Origin of the sequence: Streptomyces alfalfae (assembly GCF_004127445.1) — a bacterium.
Classification (GTDB): domain Bacteria; phylum Actinomycetota; class Actinomycetes; order Streptomycetales; family Streptomycetaceae; genus Streptomyces; species Streptomyces alfalfae.
Genome location: NZ_QEXM01000040.1, coordinates 20,633 through 41,418, shown reverse-complemented (window position 1 = coordinate 41,418; position 20,786 = coordinate 20,633). Strand labels below are relative to the sequence as shown.

Here is a 20,786-nt window from a genome sequence, read left to right as displayed (position 1 = left end):
CCGGACGCCAGTCGATAGGCTGCCGCCATGACTGCTGACCCGTTGCTCGACCGCGCCCTCGTCGAGGAGGCCACCAAGAAGTCCGGCCTCATCTGGGTGCGGGGCGAGGGATCGCCCGTCCGGGCGCTGTGGCACGTCTGGCACGAGGGCGCCGCGCACCTCGTCGGCGACGGCCCCGGCGAACAGCCGCTGCCGGGCCTCGTCGACGGCGGTTCCGCCGAAGTGACCGTACGCAGCAAGGACAAGGGCGGGCGGGTCGTCGCCTGGACGGCCGAGGTCCGCGAGCTGCCGCCCGGCTCCGACGCCTGGGAGGCGGCCGTCGCCGAGCTGAAGGGCAAGCGGCTCAACGCGCCGGACGCCGAGCGGATGACCGAGCGGTGGGCGCGGGAGTGCAGGGTCGTGCGCCTGACGCCGAGCGGTGTCGTCCCCGGTCTGCCCGATGACTCCCTGGCCGCGCCCCCGCTGCCGAGCCCGGCGACCACGCGGCTGCCCGCCCCGGTGGCCCTGCCCCGCCTGCTTTTCAAGCGGAAGCGGCGCTGAGTCCTGCGCCCCACGGGCCGCCCGGCCGGCGGCCGCTACGAGGTCGGCAGCTCCTTGCCGTAGTCGACCATCTCGGACCGGTCCGGCTCCTGGAGCGGGAAGTCCTTGTTCCACTCCGTCAGCTTCAGCGTGCCCGCGTGACCGCCGCGCTCGAACCGCAGCGGATACGGCTTGCCGTCCAGGGCGACACTGAGCGTGCCGCCCGCGCCCTCGTCACCGGTGATCTTGATGGTGCGCGTGGCGCCCGTCTTGCCCCGGTCGCCCTTGGCCAGCTTGCCGTGGAGCGTGAGCATGCCCGCGAGCAGCACGTCCTTGTCGGTGAAGCCGCTGAGCTGCTGGTACGCCGGGTCGCCCTTCGGCACCTTCACGTACTTGCCGTCCAGCTTGGCCGCCGCCGCCTGATCCGCCTTCTGGGGCTGCCCGCCGTCGCCCTCGTGCGTCCAGAACTCCGAGCCGGCCTTCAGGAACAGCTGCTCGCCCACCCGGAGCAGCTGGAACGTCTGCCCCTTGGAGGTGACGGAACCCGTCCCTCCGTCATCCTTCAACCGCATGTCGAGGGAGTAGGTGTGCCCCTTGCTCACCACCGTGCCGGAGAGCCGGACCCCCGACGCCGCCTCCGCGACCCTGCCGGCCTTGCTCTGGATCTTCGTGGCCGAGAGCCTGCCGACGCCGTTCGTGCCCGCGTCCGGGTCCTCACCGCTCCCACCGCACCCCGTCAGCCCCGTGGCGCCCACGGCCACACCGGCGCACACCGCGCCCACGAACGCTGCCCTGCGGACTCGGCTGGCCAGGGGAAGTGCGGTCACAGGTGGCGCTGCCTCTCGTGCGGACGGCCTACGGCTACGGCAGTACGGCAGCGTACCTGGGCCGGACGAGTGACTCGGCGCCAGTCCGTACGGACCCTCCGCCGGGGCGTCCGCGACCGGGACGGGCTAGCCTGAAGCCCGTATTGCCGGACGAAACACCGGAAACCTGCAGCAGGAGGAGGCGCGCGCATGGCGGCAGGCGCCCCCCGGGTGTTCGTGTCACACCTCTCCGGCATCTCGGTCTTCGACCCCAACGGCGACCAGGTCGGCCGCGTCCGCGACCTCGTGGCGATGCTCCGGGTGGGCCGCAGGCCCCCGCGGCTGCTCGGCCTCGTCGTCGAGCTGACGACCCGGCGCCGCATCTTCCTGCCCATGACGCGCGTCACCGGCATCGAGTCCGGCCAGGTCATCACCACCGGCGTGCTCAACGTACGGCGCTTCGAGCAGCGGCCCACCGAACGGCTCGTCCTCGGCGAGATGCTCGACCGCCGGGTCAGCCTCGTCGAGACCGGCGAGGAGGTCACCGTCCTCGACGTGTCGGTCCAGCAGCTTCCGGCCCGCCGCGACTGGGAGATCGACCGGGTCTTCGTACGCAAGGGCAAGGCGGGCACCTTCCGGCGCAAGGGCGAGACCCTCACCGTCGACTGGGGCGCCGTCGACGGCTTCTCCCTGGAGGAGCACGGGCAGGGCGCCGAGAACCTCCTCGCCACCTTCGAACAGCTGCGGCCCGCCGACCTCGCCAACGTCCTGCACCACCTCTCCCCCAAGCGCCGCGCCGAGGTGGCCGCCGCCCTCGACGACGACCGGCTCGCCGACGTCCTGGAGGAGCTGCCCGAGGACGACCAGATCGAGATCCTCGGCAAGCTGAAGGAGGAGCGCGCCGCCGACGTCCTGGAGGCCATGGACCCCGACGACGCCGCCGACCTCCTCGCCGAGCTGCCGGAGGAGGACAAGGAACGCCTGCTCACCCTGATGCAGCCGGCCGACGCCGCCGACGTGCGCCGCCTCATGGCCTACGAGGAGCGCACGGCCGGCGGTCTGATGACGACCGAGCCGATCGTGCTGCGCCCCGACGCGACGGTCGCCGACGCTCTGGCGCGCGTCCGCATGGAGGACCTCTCCCCCGCGCTCGCCGCCCAGGTCTACGTCTGCCGCCCGCCCGACGAGACGCCGACCGGCAAGTACCTCGGCACCGTGCACTTCCAGCGGCTGCTCCGCGATCCGCCGTACACGCTCGTCGGCTCGATCATCGACGACGACCTGCAGCCCCTGGCGCCGGGCGCCGACCTGCCCACCGTCGCCGGGTTCTTCGCGGCGTACGACATGGTGGCGGCGCCCGTCGTCGACGAGGGCGGCTCGCTGCTCGGGGCGGTCACGGTCGACGACGTGCTGGACCACATGCTGCCCGACGACTGGCGTGAGACGGAGTTCCATCTGGAGGAGGAGGCGGCGGACCATGGCGGCGGCTGACCGGGAGCGCGAGAACCGCGCCGAGTCGCGGACGCCACGGTTCCGCCTCGACCAGCCGCGCACCCCGCGCCCCAAGCTGCTGCCGGACTACGACCCGGAGGCGTTCGGCCGGCTCTCGGAGCGGATCGCGCGCTTCCTGGGCACCGGCAGGTTCATCGTCTGGATGACGATCGTCATCATCCTGTGGGTGGTGTGGAACGTCGCGGCCCCCGACCACCTGCGCTTCGACCAGTACCCGTTCATCTTCCTGACGCTGATGCTCTCCCTCCAGGCGTCGTACGCCGCTCCGCTGATCCTCCTCGCGCAGAACCGCCAGGACGACCGCGACCGCGTCAACCTCGAACAGGACCGCAAACAGAACGAGCGGTCGATCGCGGACACCGAGTACCTCACCCGCGAGATCGCCTCGCTGCGGATGGGCCTCGGCGAGGTGGCGACCCGCGACTGGATCCGCTCCGAGCTCCAGGACCTGGTCAAGGAGTTGGAGGAGCAGCGGAACGGGCAGCATGGGGACGGCCGGGCCGAGAGCCGCGTGGTGTTCCCGTCCGAGGGCGGACGCGGACGTGACGCAGGCGACCGCTGACGGCCTTTCCCGCCAAGGGTTACCGCGCCGTACTATCGGTTGCATGGCTACGGAAGACGCGGTGCGCGAAGCACTGGCGACGGTGAACGACCCCGAGATCCACCGACCCATCACCGAGCTGGGGATGGTCAAATCGGTGGACATCGCGGCCGACGGGACGGTGGCCGTCACCGTGTACCTCACGGTCTCCGGCTGCCCGATGCGCGAGACGATCACCAAGAACGTGACGGACGCGGTCGCCGCGGTCGAGGGCGTCACGCGTGTCGACGTCACGCTCGACGTGATGAGCGACGAACAGCGCAAGGAACTGGCCACCGCCCTGCGCGGCGGGACGGCCGAGCGTGAGGTGCCCTTCGCCAAGCCCGGCTCGCTGACCCGTGTCTACGCCGTCGCGTCCGGCAAGGGCGGCGTCGGCAAGTCCTCGGTCACGGTGAACCTCGCGGCGGCCATGGCCGCCGACGGCCTCAAGGTCGGCGTCGTGGACGCGGACATCTACGGCCACTCCGTGCCGCGCATGCTGGGCGCCGACGGCAAGCCCACCCAGGTCGAGAACATGATCATGCCGCCGTCGGCGAACGGCGTGAAGGTCATCTCCATCGGCATGTTCACCCCGGGCAACGCCCCGGTCGTCTGGCGCGGCCCGATGCTGCACCGCGCCCTCCAGCAGTTCCTCGCCGACGTCTACTGGGGTGACCTCGACGTCCTGCTCCTCGACCTGCCGCCGGGCACGGGCGACATCGCGATCTCCGTCGCGCAGCTCGTCCCGAACGCCGAGATCCTCGTCGTGACGACGCCGCAGCAGGCGGCGGCCGAGGTCGCCGAGCGGGCGGGGTCCATCGCCGTGCAGACCCACCAGAAGATCGTGGGCGTGGTGGAGAACATGTCGGGGCTGCCCTGTCCGCACTGCGACGAGATGGTCGACGTGTTCGGCACGGGCGGCGGCCAGAAGGTCGCCGACGGGCTCACGCGGACGACGGGCGCCACGGTGCCGGTCCTCGGCTCCATCCCGATCGACGTCCGGCTGCGCGAGGGCGGCGACGAGGGCAAGCCGGTCGTCCTGACCGACCCGGACTCCCCCGCGGGCTCGGCCCTGCGCTCCATCGCCGGCAAGCTGGGCGGCCGGCAGCGCGGCCTGTCGGGCATGTCGCTGGGGATCACGCCGCGCAACAAGTTCTGACGGACGGCCGCCTCTGGGAGCGCCCCGTGCGGGGCGCTCCCAGAGGCGTTTTCCGGCTCCCGCCGCTCAGGCGTAGGCGCTGATGTCCTGGACCACGGAGAAGCCCAGCCCGTACGGGCTCATGCCGCGCCCGTAGGCGCCCAGGTGCACGCTCTCCTTCGTGGAGCCCGCGATGACCCACCCGTACTCGGACTCGCGGTAGTGGAAGGGCGTGGGGACGCCGTCCACCGGCAGGGAGAGCGACGACCAGTCGGCGCCCTCCAGGTCGTCCGCGAGGACCCACGCCGTCTCGGTCTGCTGGTCGAGCCAGTCGTCGCGCAGGGTGTGGTCCATCTGGCCGGGCCAGGTGTACGACAGCAGCCCGACCCCGGCGAGCCAGGCCGCCGAGGAGACCGACGTGGCCTCCAGGACGCCGGTGCCGTCGGCGGTGCGCCGCACCGGGTTCGCCGCGACCGTCACCACGACGGTGAAGCGCTCGTTGTCGCTGTTGCCGATGGTTTCCTCACCGCGGACCGACGGCTCCTCGCCGTGGCCGATCGAACCGTGTTCCACCGAACCGTCCGCCGTCGCGCCGACCTGCATCAGCCAGCGCGGTCCCGTGAAGGCCTCGTCCAGGCCGTACCAGGGGAAGGGCGCCAACAGGTAGCCGTCGACCGTGCGCCGGGCGGAGGGCGCCGCTTGTGCGGCGCCCTCCGCGACCGCCGACTGTGTGCCCACCCGACTCGTCGTCTCCATGTACCCGGCCGCCTCCTCGCTCTCGTGTGTCCGGAGCGGCCCGCCCCCCTCGGGCGTCCTCACGCCGGACAACAAGGCAGGATAGCCACACCGACGGGCGGCGATGGTTCAGGCGAGGCCCTTCAGGTCGCGTCCGCGTCGAACGGCGGACGGTCGACGGAGGCGGGGTTCGCGGGCTTCTTCTGCATGTCCACGCGGGCGCCGGACGACGAGGCGGCGCTCCCCGACGGGGCCGAGGACGTGGAGTCGGAGTCGCTGTCGCGGCCGTGCACGGCGTCCGCGACCTCGTTCATCTCCTTCTTCAGGTCGAAGCCGTTGCGGATCTCCTTGAGCCCCAGCTCGTCGTTGTCCAGCTGCTTGCGGATGAACTTCTTCGGGTTCAGGTCGTCGAACTCGAAGTCCTTGAACTCCGGGCCGAGCTCCTGCCGGATGTCCGCCTTCGCGCTGTCCGAGAACTCCCGGATCTTGCGGATCGTGCGGGAGACGTCCTGGATGACCTTCGGCAGCTTGTCGGGACCGAAGATGAGCACGGCGAGGACGACCAGCGCCACTATCTCGAGTGCGCCAATGTCATTGAACACCTTGAGCTCCTTGCGATGTCCCCATCAGGCCGGACCGCGTCCACGGTACCCGCCGCCGGTGTCTGCCCGGTAGCCGCTGCACCACAACCCGGATCAGTCGCCGCTCGCCGCCCCGAGCACCAGGGTCACCTCGCGGTCGCGGCCGTCCCGCTCCACCGTGAGGTCGAGACGGTCCTTGGGCCGGTGCGCGCGGACCTTCACGATCAGCTCGTCGCTGGAGTGCACGGCCTGGCCGTCCACCTCGGTGATGACGTCGCCCGGCTTGAGGCCCGCCTTCTCGCCGGGTCCGTCCTCGCTGACGGAGGGGCCGCCGTCCCTGCCCTTGTCCGCGATGCGGGCGCCGTCGCCGGTGAACTCCGTGTCGAGCGTCACCCCGATCACGGGGTGCGTCGCCTTGCCGAAGTTGATCAGCTCCTCCGCCACGCGCTTGCCCTGGTTGATGGGTATGGCGAAACCGAGGCCGATGGATCCCGCCTGGCCGCCGCCCTGCTCCGAACGGTCACCGGCGGAGCGGATGGCGCTGTTGATGCCGATGACGCGCGCCTTCGAGTCGACCAGCGGACCGCCCGAGTTGCCCGGGTTGATCGGCGCGTCGGTCTGCAGGGCGTCCACGTACGAGGTGTCGCTGCCGTCGCCCTTCTCGCCGCCCGCGGTGATGGGCCGCTCCTTGGCGCTGATGATCCCGGAGGTCACCGTGTTCGCCAGGTCGAAGGGGGCGCCGATCGCCACGACCGGGTCGCCGACCTGGACGTTCTCGGAGTTGCCGAGGGTCAGGGGCTTCAGGCCCCGGACGCCGGAAACCTTGACGACCGCGAGGTCGTAGCCCGAGTCGCGGCCGATGACCTTCGCCTCGGCGGTCTCGCCGCCGCTGAACGTCACGGATATCTCGCCGCCGGTGCCCGCGGGCTCCACGACGTGGTTGTTGGTGAGGATATGGCCCTTGCCGTCCAGGACGAAGCCGGTGCCCGTGCCCTGCGCCGAGTCGCCCCGGACGTGCAGGGTGACCACGCCGGGCAGGGCCGCGGAGGCGATCCCTGCCACGCTGCCCTTGGGGCGGTCCTTGGCCTCGGTGCCGGCCTGGCTGAGCTCGATGTCGCCGACCCCGCCGTTGCGCTCGAGGTACGCGCCGATCGCGCCGCCGATGCCGCCGGAGACGAGGGTGACCACCATGACCCCGACGAGCAGCGTCCGACGGACCCGCTTGCGCTTCTTCGCCTCGCCCTCCGGGGTCGGGGCCCCGGTCTGCTGGAACGGCGCGTTCCACGGATCGTACGGCTGCCGGGGCGGCCCCTGCGGGGCGCTCTGATACGGCGCGGGGCCGGCGTGCGTCACCGCCGCGGGGAGCGGGGTGCCGTGGCCGGGGGTCGCGTGGGGCTGCGGGGCACTGTGCGGGGCCGCCGCCGCGGGGAGGGGGGTGCCGTGGCCCGGGGTCGCGTGGGGCTGCGGTGCGCCGTGCTGGGGCGTGCCGTGCGGTGGCGTGCCGCCGTGCGTCACCGCCGCGGGGAGCGGGGTGCCGTGGCCGGGCGTGGCCATGGGGTGCTGGACGGGGGGCGCGGGCGCCCAGGGGCCGGGCTCACCGTACGGCGGCGTGCTGTACGGGTCCGGGTCGTGCAGCGGACGCGGCCGCTCACCCGCGGGGGCACCGCCGGGGGCCTGACCGCTCGGCGGCACGGCCGCCTGGCCGCTCGACGGCTGCGCCTGGTCGGCCGGGGGCTGACTGCTCGGCGCGGGCGGCTGCGGCTGACCGGCGGACACCTGGCCGCTCGGCGGCTGCGCCAGACCGGCGGCCGGGGCGTGGCCGCTCGACGGCTGCGCCGGGTCCGCCGGGGGCTCATCGCTCGGCTGCTGGGGAGGGCCGGGCGGTGGCGCCGGGGCCTGCGGTGGCTGGTGGGCGGTCCCCGGCGTCTCCGGCCGGGGGCGGCTCCACCAGTTCCCCTTCGTGGGCTTGCCCTCGTCCATGCTCTCCCCACAACTGGCCCGCGGCGCACGCCGATACGTATCTCAACTCCGTGCCCGCCAAGTCCCCCCGGCGGGCACGGCCCACCGAGATTCAACCAGGTTCTCGCGTGTGAGCGCAGTGCGCCGCCGCGTCAGCGGAGCGCGGCCGTGCCTCGCGACGGGTCCGCACCCGGGGCCGCCGCGGTGGTGTCCGACGCGTCGACGCCCCCCGCCTGCACGGACCGGAGCGTCGGTGGCACCGCCACGCCGGGCGGCGCCGCACTCCGGTGGCCCGGCTGCGGCGGGCTTATCAGCGGGGAGACGGCGGCGGCGCCCGCGAGGAGCGGTGCCGTCACCGCGTACGCCGAGGCCCGTGAGCGGAACGGCTGCGTGGGGCCTCCGGGGAGCAACGGCCCCGTCACCTCGGTGGGCGCGACCGGCGCCGCGAGGGCCCCGGGGCGCTGGCCCTGCGCCGACAGCGGATTACCGGCCCCCCGGCGGCGCACGGAATCCGGGGACACGGCGGAACCCGTGCCCTGGGGGCGCTGCGGCGTGATGTTGCTGTTGGCCTTGGAGCCGCCGGCCCTGGTGTCGCTCGTGTCGGCGGGGGCGCCCGCCGTGACGCCGCCGAGCGCGATGGCGGCCAGCGACACCGCGCCGGCCGCGGCGAACGCGAAGCGGCGCCCGCGCCAGAGCGAGCGGTCGCCCTCGTGCCGGGTGACGTCATGGGTGCGGAAACCGCGTCCTCCGCCGGGCAGCACCGTCGCGTGGGCGCCCGAGGGGGCATAGCCGACGAAGGCTTCGGTGTTCACGCCGAAGAGGCCCGTCCTCGGCAGCCCGGCGGAGCTGGACCCGGTGGCGAAGCCCTCTCCGTCACCCGGCGGATTGGGACCGTCGGGCGGCTCGATGCCACCGGCGGGCAGGCCCTGGAGGCGGGCCAGGAAGCTCTCGCTGGGCGGCGGTGGCGCCGCCTGCGCGAAGACGCTCTTCAGGCGGCGCTGTGCGTCGGCCTCGGTCTTGCACATCGGACAGGTCGCCAGATGCGCGAGGACGCGCTCGCGCGCGTCATGACCCAACTCTCCGTCCACCAGGGCGGCGAGCCGGTCTCCCAGATGCTGCTCCGCGTCGGCCAGGGGCCGCTCCGCGGGATTCGCCCGTGATCCACTCACGCGGTCGCGCCCCCTCCTCCCAGCGCCACGGCTCCGGGGGCCCCCACTGCCTGCAGGGCAGGGGTGTCGGCGCCGAGCGCACGGCGCTCCGCGCGAGCCTCGGGAGAGCGGTGCTGGAGGGCCTTGCGGAGCTGGGAGCGGCCCCGGTGGATACGGCTGCGGACCGTGCCGAGCTTGACGCCGAGGGTCGCGGCGATCTCCTCGTACGACAGGCCCTCGATGTCGCAGAGGACCACGGCGGCGCGGAACTCGGGCGCGAGGGTGTCGAGCGCCTGCTGGACGTCCGCGTCGAAGTGCGTGTCGTTGAACACCTGCTGCGGCGAGGGCTCGCGGCTGGGGAGGCGCTCGGCCGCGTCGTCGCCGAGGGCGTCGAAGCGGATGCGCTGCTTGCGGCGCACCATGTCCAGGAAGAGGTTCGTGGTGATGCGGTGCAGCCAGCCCTCGAACGTGCCGGGCGTATACGTCGAAAGGGAGCGGAAGACGCGGACGAAGACCTCCTGGGTGAGGTCCTCGGCGTCGTGCTGATTGCCTGTCAGGCGATACGCCAGGCGGTACACGCGGCCGCTGTGTGTGCTGACGATCTCCTCCCATGTGGGCGGAGTCCACGCCTGCGATTCCGCGTCAGCGGCAAAGGTCGCGGTCTGAGCGGAGTCGTTGGCACGGATGCGGTCAGCGGTGTCGGTCACGGATTTCGGCTCACCCGCCAATCCGAGAAAGCGCCGAAGCACTCCTCCCCGATCCGCGGACGCAGCCGCACCTCCCCTGTCGGCTCTGGTGGTGTCCAGTGGAGCCCCTACCATAACCACCTCGCCCGTTAGCTCCGGATAAGCGTTTTTACGTGAATTTGGTACGGGCTTCTCAGCGGTTGTCCTGCCGCTTCGAGGCGCCCGCTTCAAGTCTTGATCCATCCGTGACCCCCGCCGTCCTCACACCCCCTATTAACGTCCGGCCTCATCTGCGGGTTCCCGGCGCCAACGGATACAGTCACGGCCAGGCAACCACGGGGACAGGAGAGGGCCATTACCGGCAACCGGCAGACGAGCTGGGCGTTCGCCGACGCCTTTGTCGCCGAGGACGAGGCGCTGCGCTGGGCCCGTGACCGGGCCCGGGAGGCAGGGCTGCCCTCGGTGTCGCCCGGCACCGGCGCCGCGCTGCGGATGCTCGCCGCCACGGTTGACGCGAAGGCAGTGGCCGAAATCGGCACGGGGACCGGAGTGTCGGGCATCCACCTGCTGCACGGCATGCGGCCCGACGGGGTGCTGACCACGGTCGATCCCGAGCCGGAGCGGCAGCAGTTCGCCCGCCAGGCCTTCCGTGCCGCCGGTTTCGCGGGCAACCGGGCGCGGTTCATTCCGGGGCGGGCGCTGGACGTGCTGCCGCGGCTCGCCGACGGCGGTTACGACCTCGTGTTCTGCGACGGGGACCGCATGGAGTCCCTCGAGTACCTCGCTGAATCGTTGCGCCTGCTGCGGCCGGGTGGGCTCGTCTGCTTCGAGGGGGCCTTCGCGGACGGCAGGACCGTGGATTCCGGGCCGCAGCCCGTCGAGGTTCTCTGTCTGCGGGATCTGCTGCGGACCGTGCGGGAGAGTCCGGAGCTCGTGCCGTCCCTTCTTCCCGTGGGTGATGGGTTGCTCTGTGCGGTCAAACGGTAGCGGGAGGCCTCGGCGGTTCTTGCCGGGTCCCTGCCTGGTGGTTCCGTGCCCCACCTCTTGGCTCCGTGCGCGGTTCCCCGCGTCCCCTCCCCGTTCCGCCCCGTGATTCCGTGCCGCACCCCGTGGCTCTGTGCGCGGTCCCCCGCGCCCTTCCGCGTCCCGCCCCGTGGTTCCGGGCTGTCCCGCTTGTGCTCTGTGCGCGGTTCCCCGCGCCCCTTCCGCGTCCCGCCCCGTGGTTCCCGTGCCGCTTCTCTTGGCTCTGTGCGCGGTTCCCCGCGCCCCTCAAAAGCCCCCGGAAAAACAGCACTGCCCCGGATCCCATGGGATCCGGGGCAGTGAAAAGTTTGGGCGCGCTTCCGCGTCAGCCGACGACCTTCTTCAGGGCGTCGCCGAGCGCGTCGGCCTCGTCCGGAGTCAGTTCGACGACAAGTCGTCCGCCGCCTTCGAGCGGAACGCGCATGACGATGCCCCGCCCCTCCTTGGTCACCTCGAGCGGGCCGTCGCCCGTCCGCGGCTTCATGGCCGCCATGCTCGTTCCCCTTCCTGAAACCAGCTCATCGCAGCCGACAACCCAGGTGTCACCGGCATCGAACATATTGCTTCCAGGCCATTATCCCGCATGGCAGGACCCGATGACCAACATCGGCCGGCATCGCTTGCGCAACGCGCGCCCGCAAAACCACCCAATTCGGCGATGTGCCTGCGATACTTCGCCTCCGCCCATGCCCCAACGACCCACAATTGTTAGACGCAGGTCACATATCCGCCCTCATGTCGGACCTCGATGATCTCCGTCATGCTGAGGAGCCACGTACCGGACAAGCGGAAGGGTTCACCATGGCCGACAGCGTGCTCTACGAGGTCAGCGACGGACTCGCGACGATCACGATCAACCGGCCCGACGCCATGAACGCGATGAACGCGGAGGCCAAGGCCGCCCTGCGGGACGCGCTCAGGGCCGCCGCCGACGACCCCGCCGTGCGCGCCGTGCTGCTGACCGCGACCGGGCGCGCCTTCTGCGTCGGCCAGGACCTCAAGGAGCACATCGGCTCCCTCATGGCGGACCGCGAGGCCGGCACGGGGCAGACGATGACCACCGTCAAGGAGCACTACAACCCGATAGTCCGCGCGCTGGCCGGCATGCCGAAGCCCGTCGTGGCCGGGGTCAACGGCGTCGCCGCGGGAGCCGGCCTCGGCTTCGCGCTCGCCGCCGACTACCGCGTGGTCGCCGACACCGCCAAGTTCAACACGTCCTTCGCCGGGGTCGCCCTCACCGCCGACTCGGGCGTCTCCTGGACGCTGCAGCGCGTGATCGGCCCCGGCCGCGCCGCCGACCTGCTGCTCTTCCCGCGGAACATCACCGCGCAGGAGGCGTACGACCTGGGCATCGCCAACAAGGTGGTGCCCGCGGACGAGCTCGCCGCCGAGGCCGCCAAGGTGGCCCGCGCCCTGGCCAAGGGCCCGACCCTGGCCTACGCCGCGCTCAAGGAGTCCCTCGCCTACGCGGCGGAGCACACCCTGGACGAGGCCCTGGACAAGGAGGACGAGCTCCAGACCAGGGCGGGCGCCTCCGAGGACCACGCCATCGCCGTGCGGGCCTTCATCGCCAAGGAGCAGCCGGAGTACCTGGGGCGCTGAGCCCCTGGCCTACGGTCTCGGCGCCTCGCGGGCCACGCAGTCCGCGAGGTGGTCGTTGACCAGGCCGCAGGCCTGCATCAGGGCGTATGCCGTGGTGGGGCCGACGAAGCGGATGCCCCGCTTCTTCAGCGCCTTGGACAGGGCCGTGGACTCCGGGGTGATCGCCGGGACCTCGGCGAGCGACGTCGGGGCCGGGCGCGAGACCGGGTCGGGGGCGAACGACCAGATCAGCTCGTCCAGTTCGCCCTCGGACCAGCCGGCGAGCACGCGCGCGTTGGCGAGTGTCGCGTCGATCTTGGCGCGGTTGCGGATGATCCCGGTGTCGGCGAGGAGCCGCTCGCGGTCCGCGTCGGTGAACTGCGCGACCGAGGCGATGTCGAAGCCCGCGAACGCCGCGCGGAAGCCCTCGCGGCGGCGCAGGATCGTGATCCAGGACAGGCCGGACTGGAAGGCCTCCAAGCTGAGCCGCTCGTACAGGGCGTCGTCGCCGCGGACGGGGCGGCCCCACTCCGCGTCGTGGTACAGCACATAGTCCTCGGAGGACAGGCCCCAGGGGCAGCGCAGGCCGCCGTCGGGCCCCGCGACCGCGTCGCTCGTCGTGCTCACTGGTCGTCGCCTCTCTCGCCGCGCTTGTCGTGCCCGCCGTCGGAGCCGCCGTCGAAGAGGGCGGGGCCTGCCACCGCCGTGGCCTGGACGCCCGCCAGAGCCGCCTCCAGCTCGGCGATGCGGGCGTCCCGCTCGGCGAGCTCCGCGCCCAGGCGGTCGAGGGCCTCGTCCACGTCCACCATGTCGTAGCCCCGCAGGGTCATGGGAAAGCGCAGGGCGTCCACGTCGGCGCGGCGCAGCGGCCGGTCGGGGGGCAGCGGGTCGGTGAGGCGCTCCGGCGGGGCCTCGGGCAGGGCGCCGCTCTCGCCGCCGCCGACGACGGCGAGGGTCACCGCGCCGACCACCACGACGAGGGCGATGACCAGGAACAAGAACAAGACCATGGCTGAGGCCCCCACGCTCGACTGCCCGTGCTGAAAGTGTCAGTGTCCGATCGTGCCATGCGGCTGTGACAGTTAAGGTCGCAGGCGGCCGAACCGCGACGAGGACCCAGGAGGGCCACAGGGGATGCTCAGGCTTGGACGGCGCGAGTTCGACGCGCACGAGCCGGTGATCATGGCGATCGTGAACCGGACACCGGACTCGTTCTACGACCAGGGGGCGACGTTCCGGGACGAGCCCGCCCTGGCCCGCGTGGAGCAGGCGGTGGCCGAGGGCGCCGCGATCATCGACATCGGCGGCGTCAAGGCGGGCCCCGGCGACGAGGTGTCCGCCGAGGAGGAGGCGCGCCGTACGGTCGGCTTCGTCGCCGAGGTGCGCAGGCGCTTCCCCGAGGTGGTGATCAGCGTCGACACCTGGCGGCACGACGTCGGCGAGGCGGTCTGCGAGGCGGGCGCCGATCTGCTGAACGACGCCTGGGGCGGTGTCGACCCCAAGCTCGCCGAGGTCGCCGCGCGGCACGGGGCCGGCCTGGTGTGCACGCACGCGGGCGGGGCCGAGCCGCGCACACGGCCGCACCGCGTCGGGTACGAGGACGTGATGGCCGACATCCTGCGCGTGACGGTCGGCCTGGCCGAGCGCGCGGTCGCCCTGGGGGTGCCGCGCGAGTCGGTCCTCATCGATCCCGGGCACGACTTCGGCAAGAACACCCGGCACAGCCTGGAGGCCACCCGCAGGCTGGGCGAGATGGTGGAGACGGGCTGGCCGGTGCTGGTCTCGCTGTCCAACAAGGACTTCGTGGGCGAGACCCTGGACAAGCCGGTCAAGGAGCGGGTGATCGGCACCCTGGCGACGACGGCGGTCTCCGCCTGGCTGGGCGCGCGGGTCTACCGCGTCCACGAGGTCGCGGAGACGCGCCAGGTGCTCGACATGGTGGCGACGATCGCGGGCCACCGGGACCCCGCCGTGGCGCGGCGCGGACTGGCCTGAGCGCGCCCGCCGGGCCGGGGCGGGCGGCACGCGCGCGGGAGGCCCGCCGGGCGCCCGCGCGCGTGGGGGGGCTACTTCCCGACTTCCTTCGTCACCAGGGAGATGGCCTCCTCCACGTCGTCCGTGACGTGGAAGAGGAGCAGGTCGGCCTCGGAGGCCTTGCCCTGGGCGATGACGGTGTCCTTCAGCCAGTCGATCAGGCCGCTCCAGTACTGCGTGCCGAAGAGGACGATCGGGAAGCGCGTGACCTTGCGGGTCTGCACCAGGGTGAGCGCCTCGAAGAGCTCGTCCAGGGTGCCGAGGCCGCCGGGCAGGACCACGAAGCCCTGCGCGTACTTCACGAACATCGTCTTGCGGACGAAGAAGTACCGGAAGTTGACGCCGATGTCGACATACGGGTTGAGGCCCTGCTCGAAGGGCAGCTCGATGCCGAGGCCGACCGAGGTGCCCTTGGCGTCGACGGCCCCCTGGTTGGCGGCCTGCATCGCGCCGGGCCCGCCTCCCGTGATGACCGCGAAGCCGGCCTCCACGAGGGCTCTGCCGATCTCCACCCCGGCCGCGTACTCCGGTGAGTCCATCGGGGTGCGCGCCGAGCCGAAGACGCTGATCGCCGGCGGCAGTTCGGCCAGGGTGCCGAAGCCCTCGATGAACTCCGACTGGATGCGCAGCACCCGCCAGGGGTCGGTGTGGACCCACTCGGAGGGGCCGGCGGAGTCGAGGAGACGCTGATCGGTGGTGGTGCCGGCCTGCACCTTGTCGCGCCGGCGCAGCACCGGACCCACCTGCTTCTCGTCGGGATGCTTCCCGGCAGCGGGGCCGTCGTATTCGGTCATCGTCTGCTCCCTCCATGCGTACGGAACCACAGCCTAGGTCCAGGCGGGTTACGGCCGAGGGACCTCGTGATGTCCTGCGCCGTGCCCGCCCGCGCGGCTAGGCCGTCAGCCAGTCGCGCAGCCGCTCCTCCGCCTCGGGGATCAGCGAGGCCCGTACGCGCTCGTCGACCTTGTGGGCGAGCAGCGGGTCCCCGGGGCTGAAGTTGACGGCGGGGACGCCGAGGGCGCTGAAGCGGGAGACGTCCGTCCAGCCGAACTTGGGGCGGGCCTCGCCGCCGACGGCCGCCATGAAGGCGGCGGCCGCCGGGTGGTCGAGGCCGGGGCGGGCCGCGCCCGTGTGGTCGTCGACGATGAACTCGTCGACGCCGCAGTCCGCGAAGTAGTCGCGCACGAAGGCGAGGGCGTCCTCCTCGCTGCGGTCGGGCGCGTAGCGGAAGTTGACGGTGACGGTGCACTCGTCGGGGATGACGTTGGTGGCGACGCCGCCCTCGATGCGGACGGCGTTGAGGCCCTCGTGGTACTCCAGGCCGTCCACCACCGGCTTGCGCGGCTCGTACGCGGCGAGCCTGACGAGGATCGGGGTGGCGGCGTGGATGGCGTTGGAGCCCATCCACGCGCGCGCGGAGTGCGCCCGCACCCCCTTGGTCCTCAGCAGGACCCGCAGGGTGCCCTGGCAACCGCCCTCGACCTGGCCGTCGGTCGGCTCCAGGAGGACCGCGAAGTCGCCCGCGAGCCAGTCGGGGTGCGCCTCGGCGATGTGCCCGAGGCCGTTCAGGTGGGCGGCGACCTCTTCGTTGTCGTAGAAGACGAAGGTGAGGTCGCGGTTGGGCTCCGTGACCGTCTGGGCGATGCGCAGCTGCACGGCGACGCCCGACTTCATGTCGCAGGTGCCGCAGCCCCACAGGACGCCGTCCTCGTCGAGGCGCGAGGGGACGTTGTCGGCGATCGGCACGGTGTCGATGTGCCCGGCGAGGACGACCCGCTCCGCGCGGCCGAGGTTCGTGCGGGCCACCACGTTGTTGCCGTGCCGGTCGACGGTGAGGTGCGGCAGGCCGCGCAGGGCCGTCTCGATGGCGTCGGCGAGGGCCGCCTCCGAACCGCTCGGCGACGGGAAGTCGACAAGGCGGGCGGTCAGCTCGGCGGCGTCCAACGTGAGGTCAAGCGGGGTGTGAGGCATGCGGTCGACCCTAACGCCCGAAGGCGCGCCGGCCTGTCGGCGGTCTCCAGTACCTTGGACGCGTGCCTGAGCCACCCACCCCCTCCCGGCGCGGCCGCCTCGCCCGTCTCGGAACCGCGGTCGCGGTGCTGCTCGCCGTCGCCGGCTATGTCGCCGTGCAGTACGTCTACGGCGGCAAGCCCTCCCCCCGGTGCACGGTGGTGTCGGCCAACGGCGACGGCGCCTCGTACGAGTTCACGGCCGAGCAGGCGGAGAACGCCGCGACGGTCGCCGCCGTCGGCACCTCGCGCGGCATGCCCGAGCGGGCCGTGACGATCGCGCTGGCGACCGCCCTCCAGGAGTCGGGCCTGCGCAACATCCGCTTCGGCGACCGTGATTCGCTCGGCCTCTTCCAGCAGCGCCCCACGCAGGGCTGGGGCGACGAGCGCCAGATCATGGACCCGGCCTACTCCGCGGCGCGGTTCTACGCGCATCTGGCCGAGGTCCCCGGCTATTCGCGGCTGCCCCTCACGGTCGCCGCGCAGCGCGTGCAGCGCAGCGGCTATCCGCAGGCCTACGCCAAGCACGAGCCGGACGCCGTGCTGCTGGCCGCCGCGCTCACCGGCCGCGCGCCCGCGACGTTCAGCTGCGAGGGCCACCCCGGCACGGCCCCCGGCGGCCCCGCGAAGGTGCGGGCCGCGCTGGAGCGTGACTTCGGCCGTGCCGTGCGCCCCGAGGCCGTGGGGGGCCGCACGGTGACGGTCCCGGTGCCCGCCACCGCGGCGGCGGGCGGCGAGGCCCCGCGGCGCGGCTGGGAGCTGGCGCACTGGGCGGTGGCGCAGTCGTCGGCGCTGCGCGTGGAGCGCGTCTCGTACGCGGGGCGGGAGTGGCGCGTCGGCGGTTCGGGCGGGTGGCACGAGGTGGCGGCGGGCAGGGCCGCGGGCCCCGGTGCGGCCGACCGAGTGCGGATCGTCACCGCGCAGTAGTGCGACCCGTCCCCCGGCGGGGGCATGGAGATCGCCCTTCCACGGAAGCGCGGCCACGCCGCCCCGACCTGCCCACCCTGCCCCTACGCCCCTTGCGGGCCAAGGGAATGAAGGATTCTGCGGGCGTCACGAGCGACGCGTTCTCTGCCCGCTTTTGTCCGGAGCCGATTATGCGACGCATTGCCGACTCTTTACGTTGGCCCGCCGTAACCAATCCAGGCCTTGAGCGGTATTCACTGCGTCCGAGCGCCGGAACCCATCCGGTGGGACGCCGGAGACGATCCGGCCGGACACCTCACCGTCTTCTCCCGTCTGAAGGAGCATCATGTCCCTCCCCCTGACCCGCCGGATCGCCCGCGCGGCGCTGCTCAGCGCTGCGGGAGCAGCTTCCGTGGTCGGTGCGGCCGGCTCCGCAAGCGCCCTCCCCGCCGCTCCCGACCTGGGCGGGCTCACCGCGCTGGACACCGCGAACCTCGGCAACACCGTCGACAGCGCCGCCCAGAACACCGGCAACCTCGCCGGTGAGGCCGGCAGCAAGGCCGTGAAGAAGACCGTGCCCGCCGCCACGAAGGTCGTCGGCCAGAGCGCCAAGACGACGACGCCGGTCGCCCAGAAGGCCGTCGGCGACGTCGCCGGCGCCGCGGGCAAGGTCGTCGGCGACACCGCGAGCACGGCCACCGAGGGCGGGCTGCCGACCGACTCGCTGACCAAGGGCGGACTGCCGACCCAGGGCCTGCCGCTCGGCTGATCGAGCGACCCCCATGACGTGGGGCCCCGAGCCACTGGCTCGGGGCCCCACGTCATGTCCGGCGTTCCTCACGTCAGGCGTGCGACCGCCGCCGCCACGCGCTCGTCCGTCGCCGTCAGCGCCACCCGGACGAACCGCTCGCCCGCGGGCCCGTAGAAGTCGCCGGGCGCCACCAGGACGCCCAGGCCGGCGAGGTGGCCGACGGTGTCCCAGCAGGACTCCCCGCGCGTGGCCCACAGATACAGGCTCGCCTCGCTGTGCTCGATGCGGAAGCCGTGCTTCACCAGGGCCTCGCGCAGGGCGGTGCGCCGGGCCGCGTACCGCTCGCGCTGCTCGCGCACGTGCTGGTCGTCGCCGAGCGCCGCCACGACGGCCGCCTGGGTGGGCGCGGACGTCATCATGCCGCCGTGCTTGCGGATCTGGAGCAGGTCCCCGAGCACGGCCGGGTCGCCGGCGATGAACGCGGCGCGGTAGCCGGCGAGGTTCGAGCGCTTCGAGAGCGAGTGGACGGCGACGATGCCCTCGTGGGAACCGCCGCACACGTCCGGGTGCAGGACCGAGACGGGGTCGGCCTCCCAGCCGAGCTCCAGGTAGCACTCGTCGCTGACGAGCAGCACGCCGTGCTCGCGCGCCCAGGCCACGGCCCGCTGCAGCTCGTCCAGGGCGAGGACGCGGCCGGTCGGGTTGGAGGGCGAATTGAGCCAGAGGAGCTTCATCCCGGCGGGGTCGAGTTCCGCCACCGCGGCGTCGGAGGCGAACACGTCGGGGTCGTACGTGACGTACTCGGCCCTGGCCAGGCGCGCGCCCACCTCGTACGTCGGGTAGGCGAGCCGGGGGTGGGCGACGACGTCACCCGGGCCGAGGCCGAGCTGGGTCGGGAGCCAGGCCACCAGTTCCTTGGAGCCGACGACCGGCAGGACGTTGCGGTGCGTGAAGCCGGTCGCCCCGAGGCGTCGCTCGCACCAGCCCGTGAGCGCGTCACGCAGCTCGGGCGTGCCCCACACCGTGGGATAGCCCGGCGAGTCCGCCGCCGCGACCAGCGCTTTCTGGATCAGCTCGGGCACCGGGTCGACCGGCGTGCCCACCGACAGGTCGACGATGCCGCCGGGGTGGGCGGCGGCCGTGGCCTTGTAGGGCTCCAGCTTGTCCCAGGGGAAGGTGGGCAGGCGGTCGGAAACTGCGGACACGTACGGACTCCCGGCTTGCGTGGATGGACAAACGCCCCGGTCCCGTACGCGGGACATGCCGTACGGGACCGGGGCGGCGCTTCGCGCCGCTGCTACTGGTTCTGCGGCGGCAGGGCGGCGATGAAGGCGTGGTCGCGCTCGATCAGACCGAGCTTGCTCGCGCCGCCGGGCGAACCCAGCTCGTCGAAGAACTCGACGTTCGCCTTGTAGTAGTCCTTCCACTCCTCTGGAGTGTCGTCCTCGTAGAAGATCGCCTCGACCGGGCAGACCGGTTCGCAGGCTCCACAGTCGACGCATTCGTCCGGGTGGATGTACAAGGACCGGGAGCCCTCGTAAATGCAGTCGACCGGGCACTCCTCGATGCACGCCTTGTCCTTGACGTCGACACAAGGCTGCGCGATGACGTAGGTCACGCTGTCGTTCCTCCTCGATACGGGCGTTGGCGGGCCGTCTTCAGGCTCCGCTCGCCTGGCGCGCGGGAGCGCGGCGTCGTCGATGCCCGCCCCTAGTATCTCCGTTCCTGGGCATGATCCGAACAGGAGGGGCTCGAGAAGCCGTGGAATTCACTGCGGGCGGACGACTTGAGGTCCGTGTCACCGCCGCTGACGTGGGCAAACGTGTATCAGTCCGGCGTCGCACCGACGCCGCCGAGCGCGGCGGCGGTTTCACCGACACGGTCGGCGTTCTCACATCGTGGGACGACGGTGTGCTGCTCATCACACGAAGGACCGGCGAGAGCGTCCGCATCGCGGAGGACACGCTGGTCGCGGGCAAGGTCGTGCCCGCGGCCCCGGCCCGCAGACGCGGCCCCGCCGCCTCGTACGAGGAGCTGGCGCGGGTGTCCGCGCGCGCCTGGCAGCCGGTGGAGAGCGAGCCGCTGGGCGACTGGGAGCTGCGGGCCGCCGCCGGGTTCACGCGACGGGCCAACTCGGCGCTGCCGCTCGGCGACCCGGGCCGGCCGCTCGACGAGGCGCTGGGCGAGGTGCGGAAGTGGTACGGGGCGCGCGGGCTGCCCGCGTACGTCCAGACCGCGACCGGCGCCGAGGGCACCCAGGAGACGCTCTGCGCGGAACTGGTGGCGCGGGGCTGGGAGCGCGAGGTCAGCGCGGAACTGCACATCGGCGCGCTCGCCCCGGTCGGGGACCTGGACGCGGACGGGACGGGCGTGGAACTGTCGCGCTCCTGCGACGAGGGATGGCTGCGGCGCTACGGACGGACCGGAACTCCGGGCCCCCATGTGCGCAAGGTGCTGGCAAGCGGGCCCTCGGTGTGGTTCGCTTCCGTGCCCGGGAGCGGTGACGCCCCGGCCGCCATCGGCCGGTGCGTGGTCGACGGGCGCTGGGCGGGATTCATGGCGGTCGAGGTGGATCCCGGGCGCCGCAGGCAGGGGCTCGCCACCTCGGTGATGTCCGCACTGGCCCGGCAGGCGCTGTCCGAAGGCGCGTCGGCGGCCTGGCTGCAGGTCGAGAACGGCAACGACGGCGCGCGGGCACTGTACGGCGGGATGGGCTTCGCGGCGCATCACACGTACCACCACTACCGGCACGGACGGGCCTGAGCGGCCACCGGGGCGGCCGGGCGGCACGGCACGGCACACGGCAACAGCGCCCCAC

The 20,786-nt window shown here is 72.6% G+C and carries 23 protein-coding genes; 10 read left to right on the top strand and 13 right to left on the bottom strand.

What is annotated here, in order from left to right; translation table 11 throughout:
• Positions 1-27 precede the first annotated feature (27 nt).
• Positions 28-540, top strand: coding sequence for a hypothetical protein (locus tag DCW30_RS18615; RefSeq protein WP_076684703.1), 513 nt, complete (start codon positions 28-30; stop codon positions 538-540).
• A gap of 35 nt (positions 541-575) precedes the next feature.
• Here DCW30_RS18615 and DCW30_RS18610 read toward each other — a convergent pair whose 3' ends face one another.
• Positions 576-1,346: a hypothetical protein gene (locus DCW30_RS18610; protein WP_076684704.1), complete on the bottom strand. Its 771-nt coding sequence runs from the start codon at positions 1,344-1,346 to the stop codon at positions 576-578.
• A gap of 189 nt (positions 1,347-1,535) precedes the next feature.
• Between DCW30_RS18610 and DCW30_RS18605 the strand changes: the two genes are divergently transcribed.
• From DCW30_RS18605 to DCW30_RS18595, 3 genes are read left to right on the top strand one after another with little or no spacing between them, the layout of a single operon-like run.
• On the top strand, positions 1,536-2,816 hold the full coding sequence (locus tag DCW30_RS18605; protein ID WP_062779861.1) for a magnesium transporter MgtE N-terminal domain-containing protein: 1,281 nt from the start codon (positions 1,536-1,538) through the stop codon (positions 2,814-2,816).
• Complete coding sequence (locus DCW30_RS18600) at positions 2,803-3,399, top strand: DUF1003 domain-containing protein (protein ID WP_062779859.1); 597 nt, start codon at positions 2,803-2,805, stop codon at positions 3,397-3,399. Before DCW30_RS18605 ends, DCW30_RS18600 begins: the two co-directional genes overlap by 14 nt.
• A gap of 43 nt (positions 3,400-3,442) precedes the next feature.
• A complete protein-coding gene (locus DCW30_RS18595) occupies positions 3,443-4,576 on the top strand; it encodes an Mrp/NBP35 family ATP-binding protein (RefSeq protein WP_062779857.1) in 1,134 nt (377 codons plus the stop codon).
• Between the two features lie 66 nt (positions 4,577-4,642).
• Here DCW30_RS18595 and DCW30_RS18590 read toward each other — a convergent pair whose 3' ends face one another.
• The 5 genes from DCW30_RS18590 to sigE form a co-directional block, all read right to left on the bottom strand.
• Entirely contained in the window at positions 4,643-5,311 is a 669-nt protein-coding gene (locus tag DCW30_RS18590) for a hypothetical protein (protein WP_062779855.1), read from the bottom strand.
• Between the two features lie 122 nt (positions 5,312-5,433).
• Complete coding sequence (locus tag DCW30_RS18585; protein WP_076684706.1) at positions 5,434-5,892, bottom strand: sec-independent translocase; 459 nt, start codon at positions 5,890-5,892, stop codon at positions 5,434-5,436.
• Positions 5,893-5,985: 93 nt separating this feature from the next.
• A complete protein-coding gene (locus DCW30_RS18580) occupies positions 5,986-7,851 on the bottom strand; it encodes a trypsin-like peptidase domain-containing protein (RefSeq protein ID WP_076684707.1) in 1,866 nt (621 codons plus the stop codon).
• 131 nt (positions 7,852-7,982) lie between these two features.
• Positions 7,983-8,999 (bottom strand): anti-sigma factor family protein, encoded by a 1,017-nt coding sequence (locus DCW30_RS18575; protein WP_076684708.1) that lies wholly within the window; start codon positions 8,997-8,999, stop codon positions 7,983-7,985.
• Positions 8,996-9,799 (bottom strand): RNA polymerase sigma factor SigE, encoded by an 804-nt coding sequence (sigE, locus tag DCW30_RS18570; RefSeq protein WP_232626827.1) that lies wholly within the window; start codon positions 9,797-9,799, stop codon positions 8,996-8,998. Before sigE ends, DCW30_RS18575 begins: the two co-directional genes overlap by 4 nt.
• A 153-nt stretch (positions 9,800-9,952) precedes the next feature.
• Here sigE and DCW30_RS18565 point away from each other — a divergent pair, with 153 nt between their 5' ends.
• Positions 9,953-10,651, top strand: coding sequence for an O-methyltransferase (locus tag DCW30_RS18565; protein ID WP_076684709.1), 699 nt, complete (start codon positions 9,953-9,955; stop codon positions 10,649-10,651).
• Between the two features lie 361 nt (positions 10,652-11,012).
• On the opposite strand, the gene DCW30_RS18560 is transcribed toward DCW30_RS18565, so the two are convergent.
• Positions 11,013-11,180 (bottom strand): DUF3117 domain-containing protein, encoded by a 168-nt coding sequence (locus tag DCW30_RS18560; RefSeq protein ID WP_003966491.1) that lies wholly within the window; start codon positions 11,178-11,180, stop codon positions 11,013-11,015.
• Positions 11,181-11,488: 308 nt separating this feature from the next.
• Between DCW30_RS18560 and chcB the strand changes: the two genes are divergently transcribed.
• Positions 11,489-12,289, top strand: a complete 801-nt coding sequence (chcB, locus tag DCW30_RS18555) for a 2-cyclohexenylcarbonyl CoA isomerase (RefSeq protein WP_076684710.1) — start codon at positions 11,489-11,491, stop codon at positions 12,287-12,289.
• A gap of 9 nt (positions 12,290-12,298) precedes the next feature.
• Here chcB and DCW30_RS18550 read toward each other — a convergent pair whose 3' ends face one another.
• Both DCW30_RS18550 and DCW30_RS18545 read right to left on the bottom strand, forming a co-directional pair.
• Complete coding sequence (locus tag DCW30_RS18550) at positions 12,299-12,895, bottom strand: DNA-3-methyladenine glycosylase I (protein WP_076684711.1); 597 nt, start codon at positions 12,893-12,895, stop codon at positions 12,299-12,301.
• Positions 12,892-13,278 (bottom strand): DivIVA domain-containing protein, encoded by a 387-nt coding sequence (locus DCW30_RS18545; RefSeq protein WP_076684712.1) that lies wholly within the window; start codon positions 13,276-13,278, stop codon positions 12,892-12,894. The genes DCW30_RS18550 and DCW30_RS18545 overlap by 4 nt, the downstream gene beginning before the upstream one ends.
• A gap of 124 nt (positions 13,279-13,402) precedes the next feature.
• Between DCW30_RS18545 and folP the strand changes: the two genes are divergently transcribed.
• Positions 13,403-14,263, top strand: a complete 861-nt coding sequence (folP, locus tag DCW30_RS18540) for a dihydropteroate synthase (RefSeq protein WP_076684713.1) — start codon at positions 13,403-13,405, stop codon at positions 14,261-14,263.
• A 71-nt stretch (positions 14,264-14,334) separates the two neighbouring features.
• Here the strand turns inward: folP and DCW30_RS18535 are convergent, their stop codons facing one another.
• Complete coding sequence (locus DCW30_RS18535) at positions 14,335-15,096, bottom strand: LOG family protein (RefSeq protein WP_062779836.1); 762 nt, start codon at positions 15,094-15,096, stop codon at positions 14,335-14,337.
• A 97-nt stretch (positions 15,097-15,193) separates the two neighbouring features.
• On the bottom strand, positions 15,194-16,273 hold the full coding sequence (gene dapE / locus DCW30_RS18530; RefSeq protein WP_076684714.1) for a succinyl-diaminopimelate desuccinylase: 1,080 nt from the start codon (positions 16,271-16,273) through the stop codon (positions 15,194-15,196).
• Between the two features lie 62 nt (positions 16,274-16,335).
• Between dapE and DCW30_RS18525 the strand changes: the two genes are divergently transcribed.
• Both DCW30_RS18525 and DCW30_RS18520 read left to right on the top strand, forming a co-directional pair.
• Positions 16,336-17,238 (top strand): heavy metal transporter, encoded by a 903-nt coding sequence (locus tag DCW30_RS18525; RefSeq protein WP_076684715.1) that lies wholly within the window; start codon positions 16,336-16,338, stop codon positions 17,236-17,238.
• A 325-nt stretch (positions 17,239-17,563) separates the two neighbouring features.
• Entirely contained in the window at positions 17,564-17,986 is a 423-nt protein-coding gene (locus DCW30_RS18520) for a hypothetical protein (protein WP_062779828.1), read from the top strand.
• Between the two features lie 68 nt (positions 17,987-18,054).
• Here DCW30_RS18520 and DCW30_RS18515 read toward each other — a convergent pair whose 3' ends face one another.
• On the bottom strand, positions 18,055-19,173 hold the full coding sequence (locus DCW30_RS18515) for a bifunctional succinyldiaminopimelate transaminase/glutamate-prephenate aminotransferase (protein ID WP_076684716.1): 1,119 nt from the start codon (positions 19,171-19,173) through the stop codon (positions 18,055-18,057).
• 92 nt (positions 19,174-19,265) lie between these two features.
• Complete coding sequence (fdxA, locus tag DCW30_RS18510; protein ID WP_030573070.1) at positions 19,266-19,586, bottom strand: ferredoxin; 321 nt, start codon at positions 19,584-19,586, stop codon at positions 19,266-19,268.
• Positions 19,587-19,729: 143 nt separating this feature from the next.
• On the opposite strand from fdxA, the gene DCW30_RS18505 reads away from it, so the two are divergent.
• Positions 19,730-20,731 (top strand): GNAT family N-acetyltransferase, encoded by a 1,002-nt coding sequence (locus DCW30_RS18505; RefSeq protein ID WP_062779824.1) that lies wholly within the window; start codon positions 19,730-19,732, stop codon positions 20,729-20,731.
• Positions 20,732-20,786: the final 55 nt, after the last annotated feature.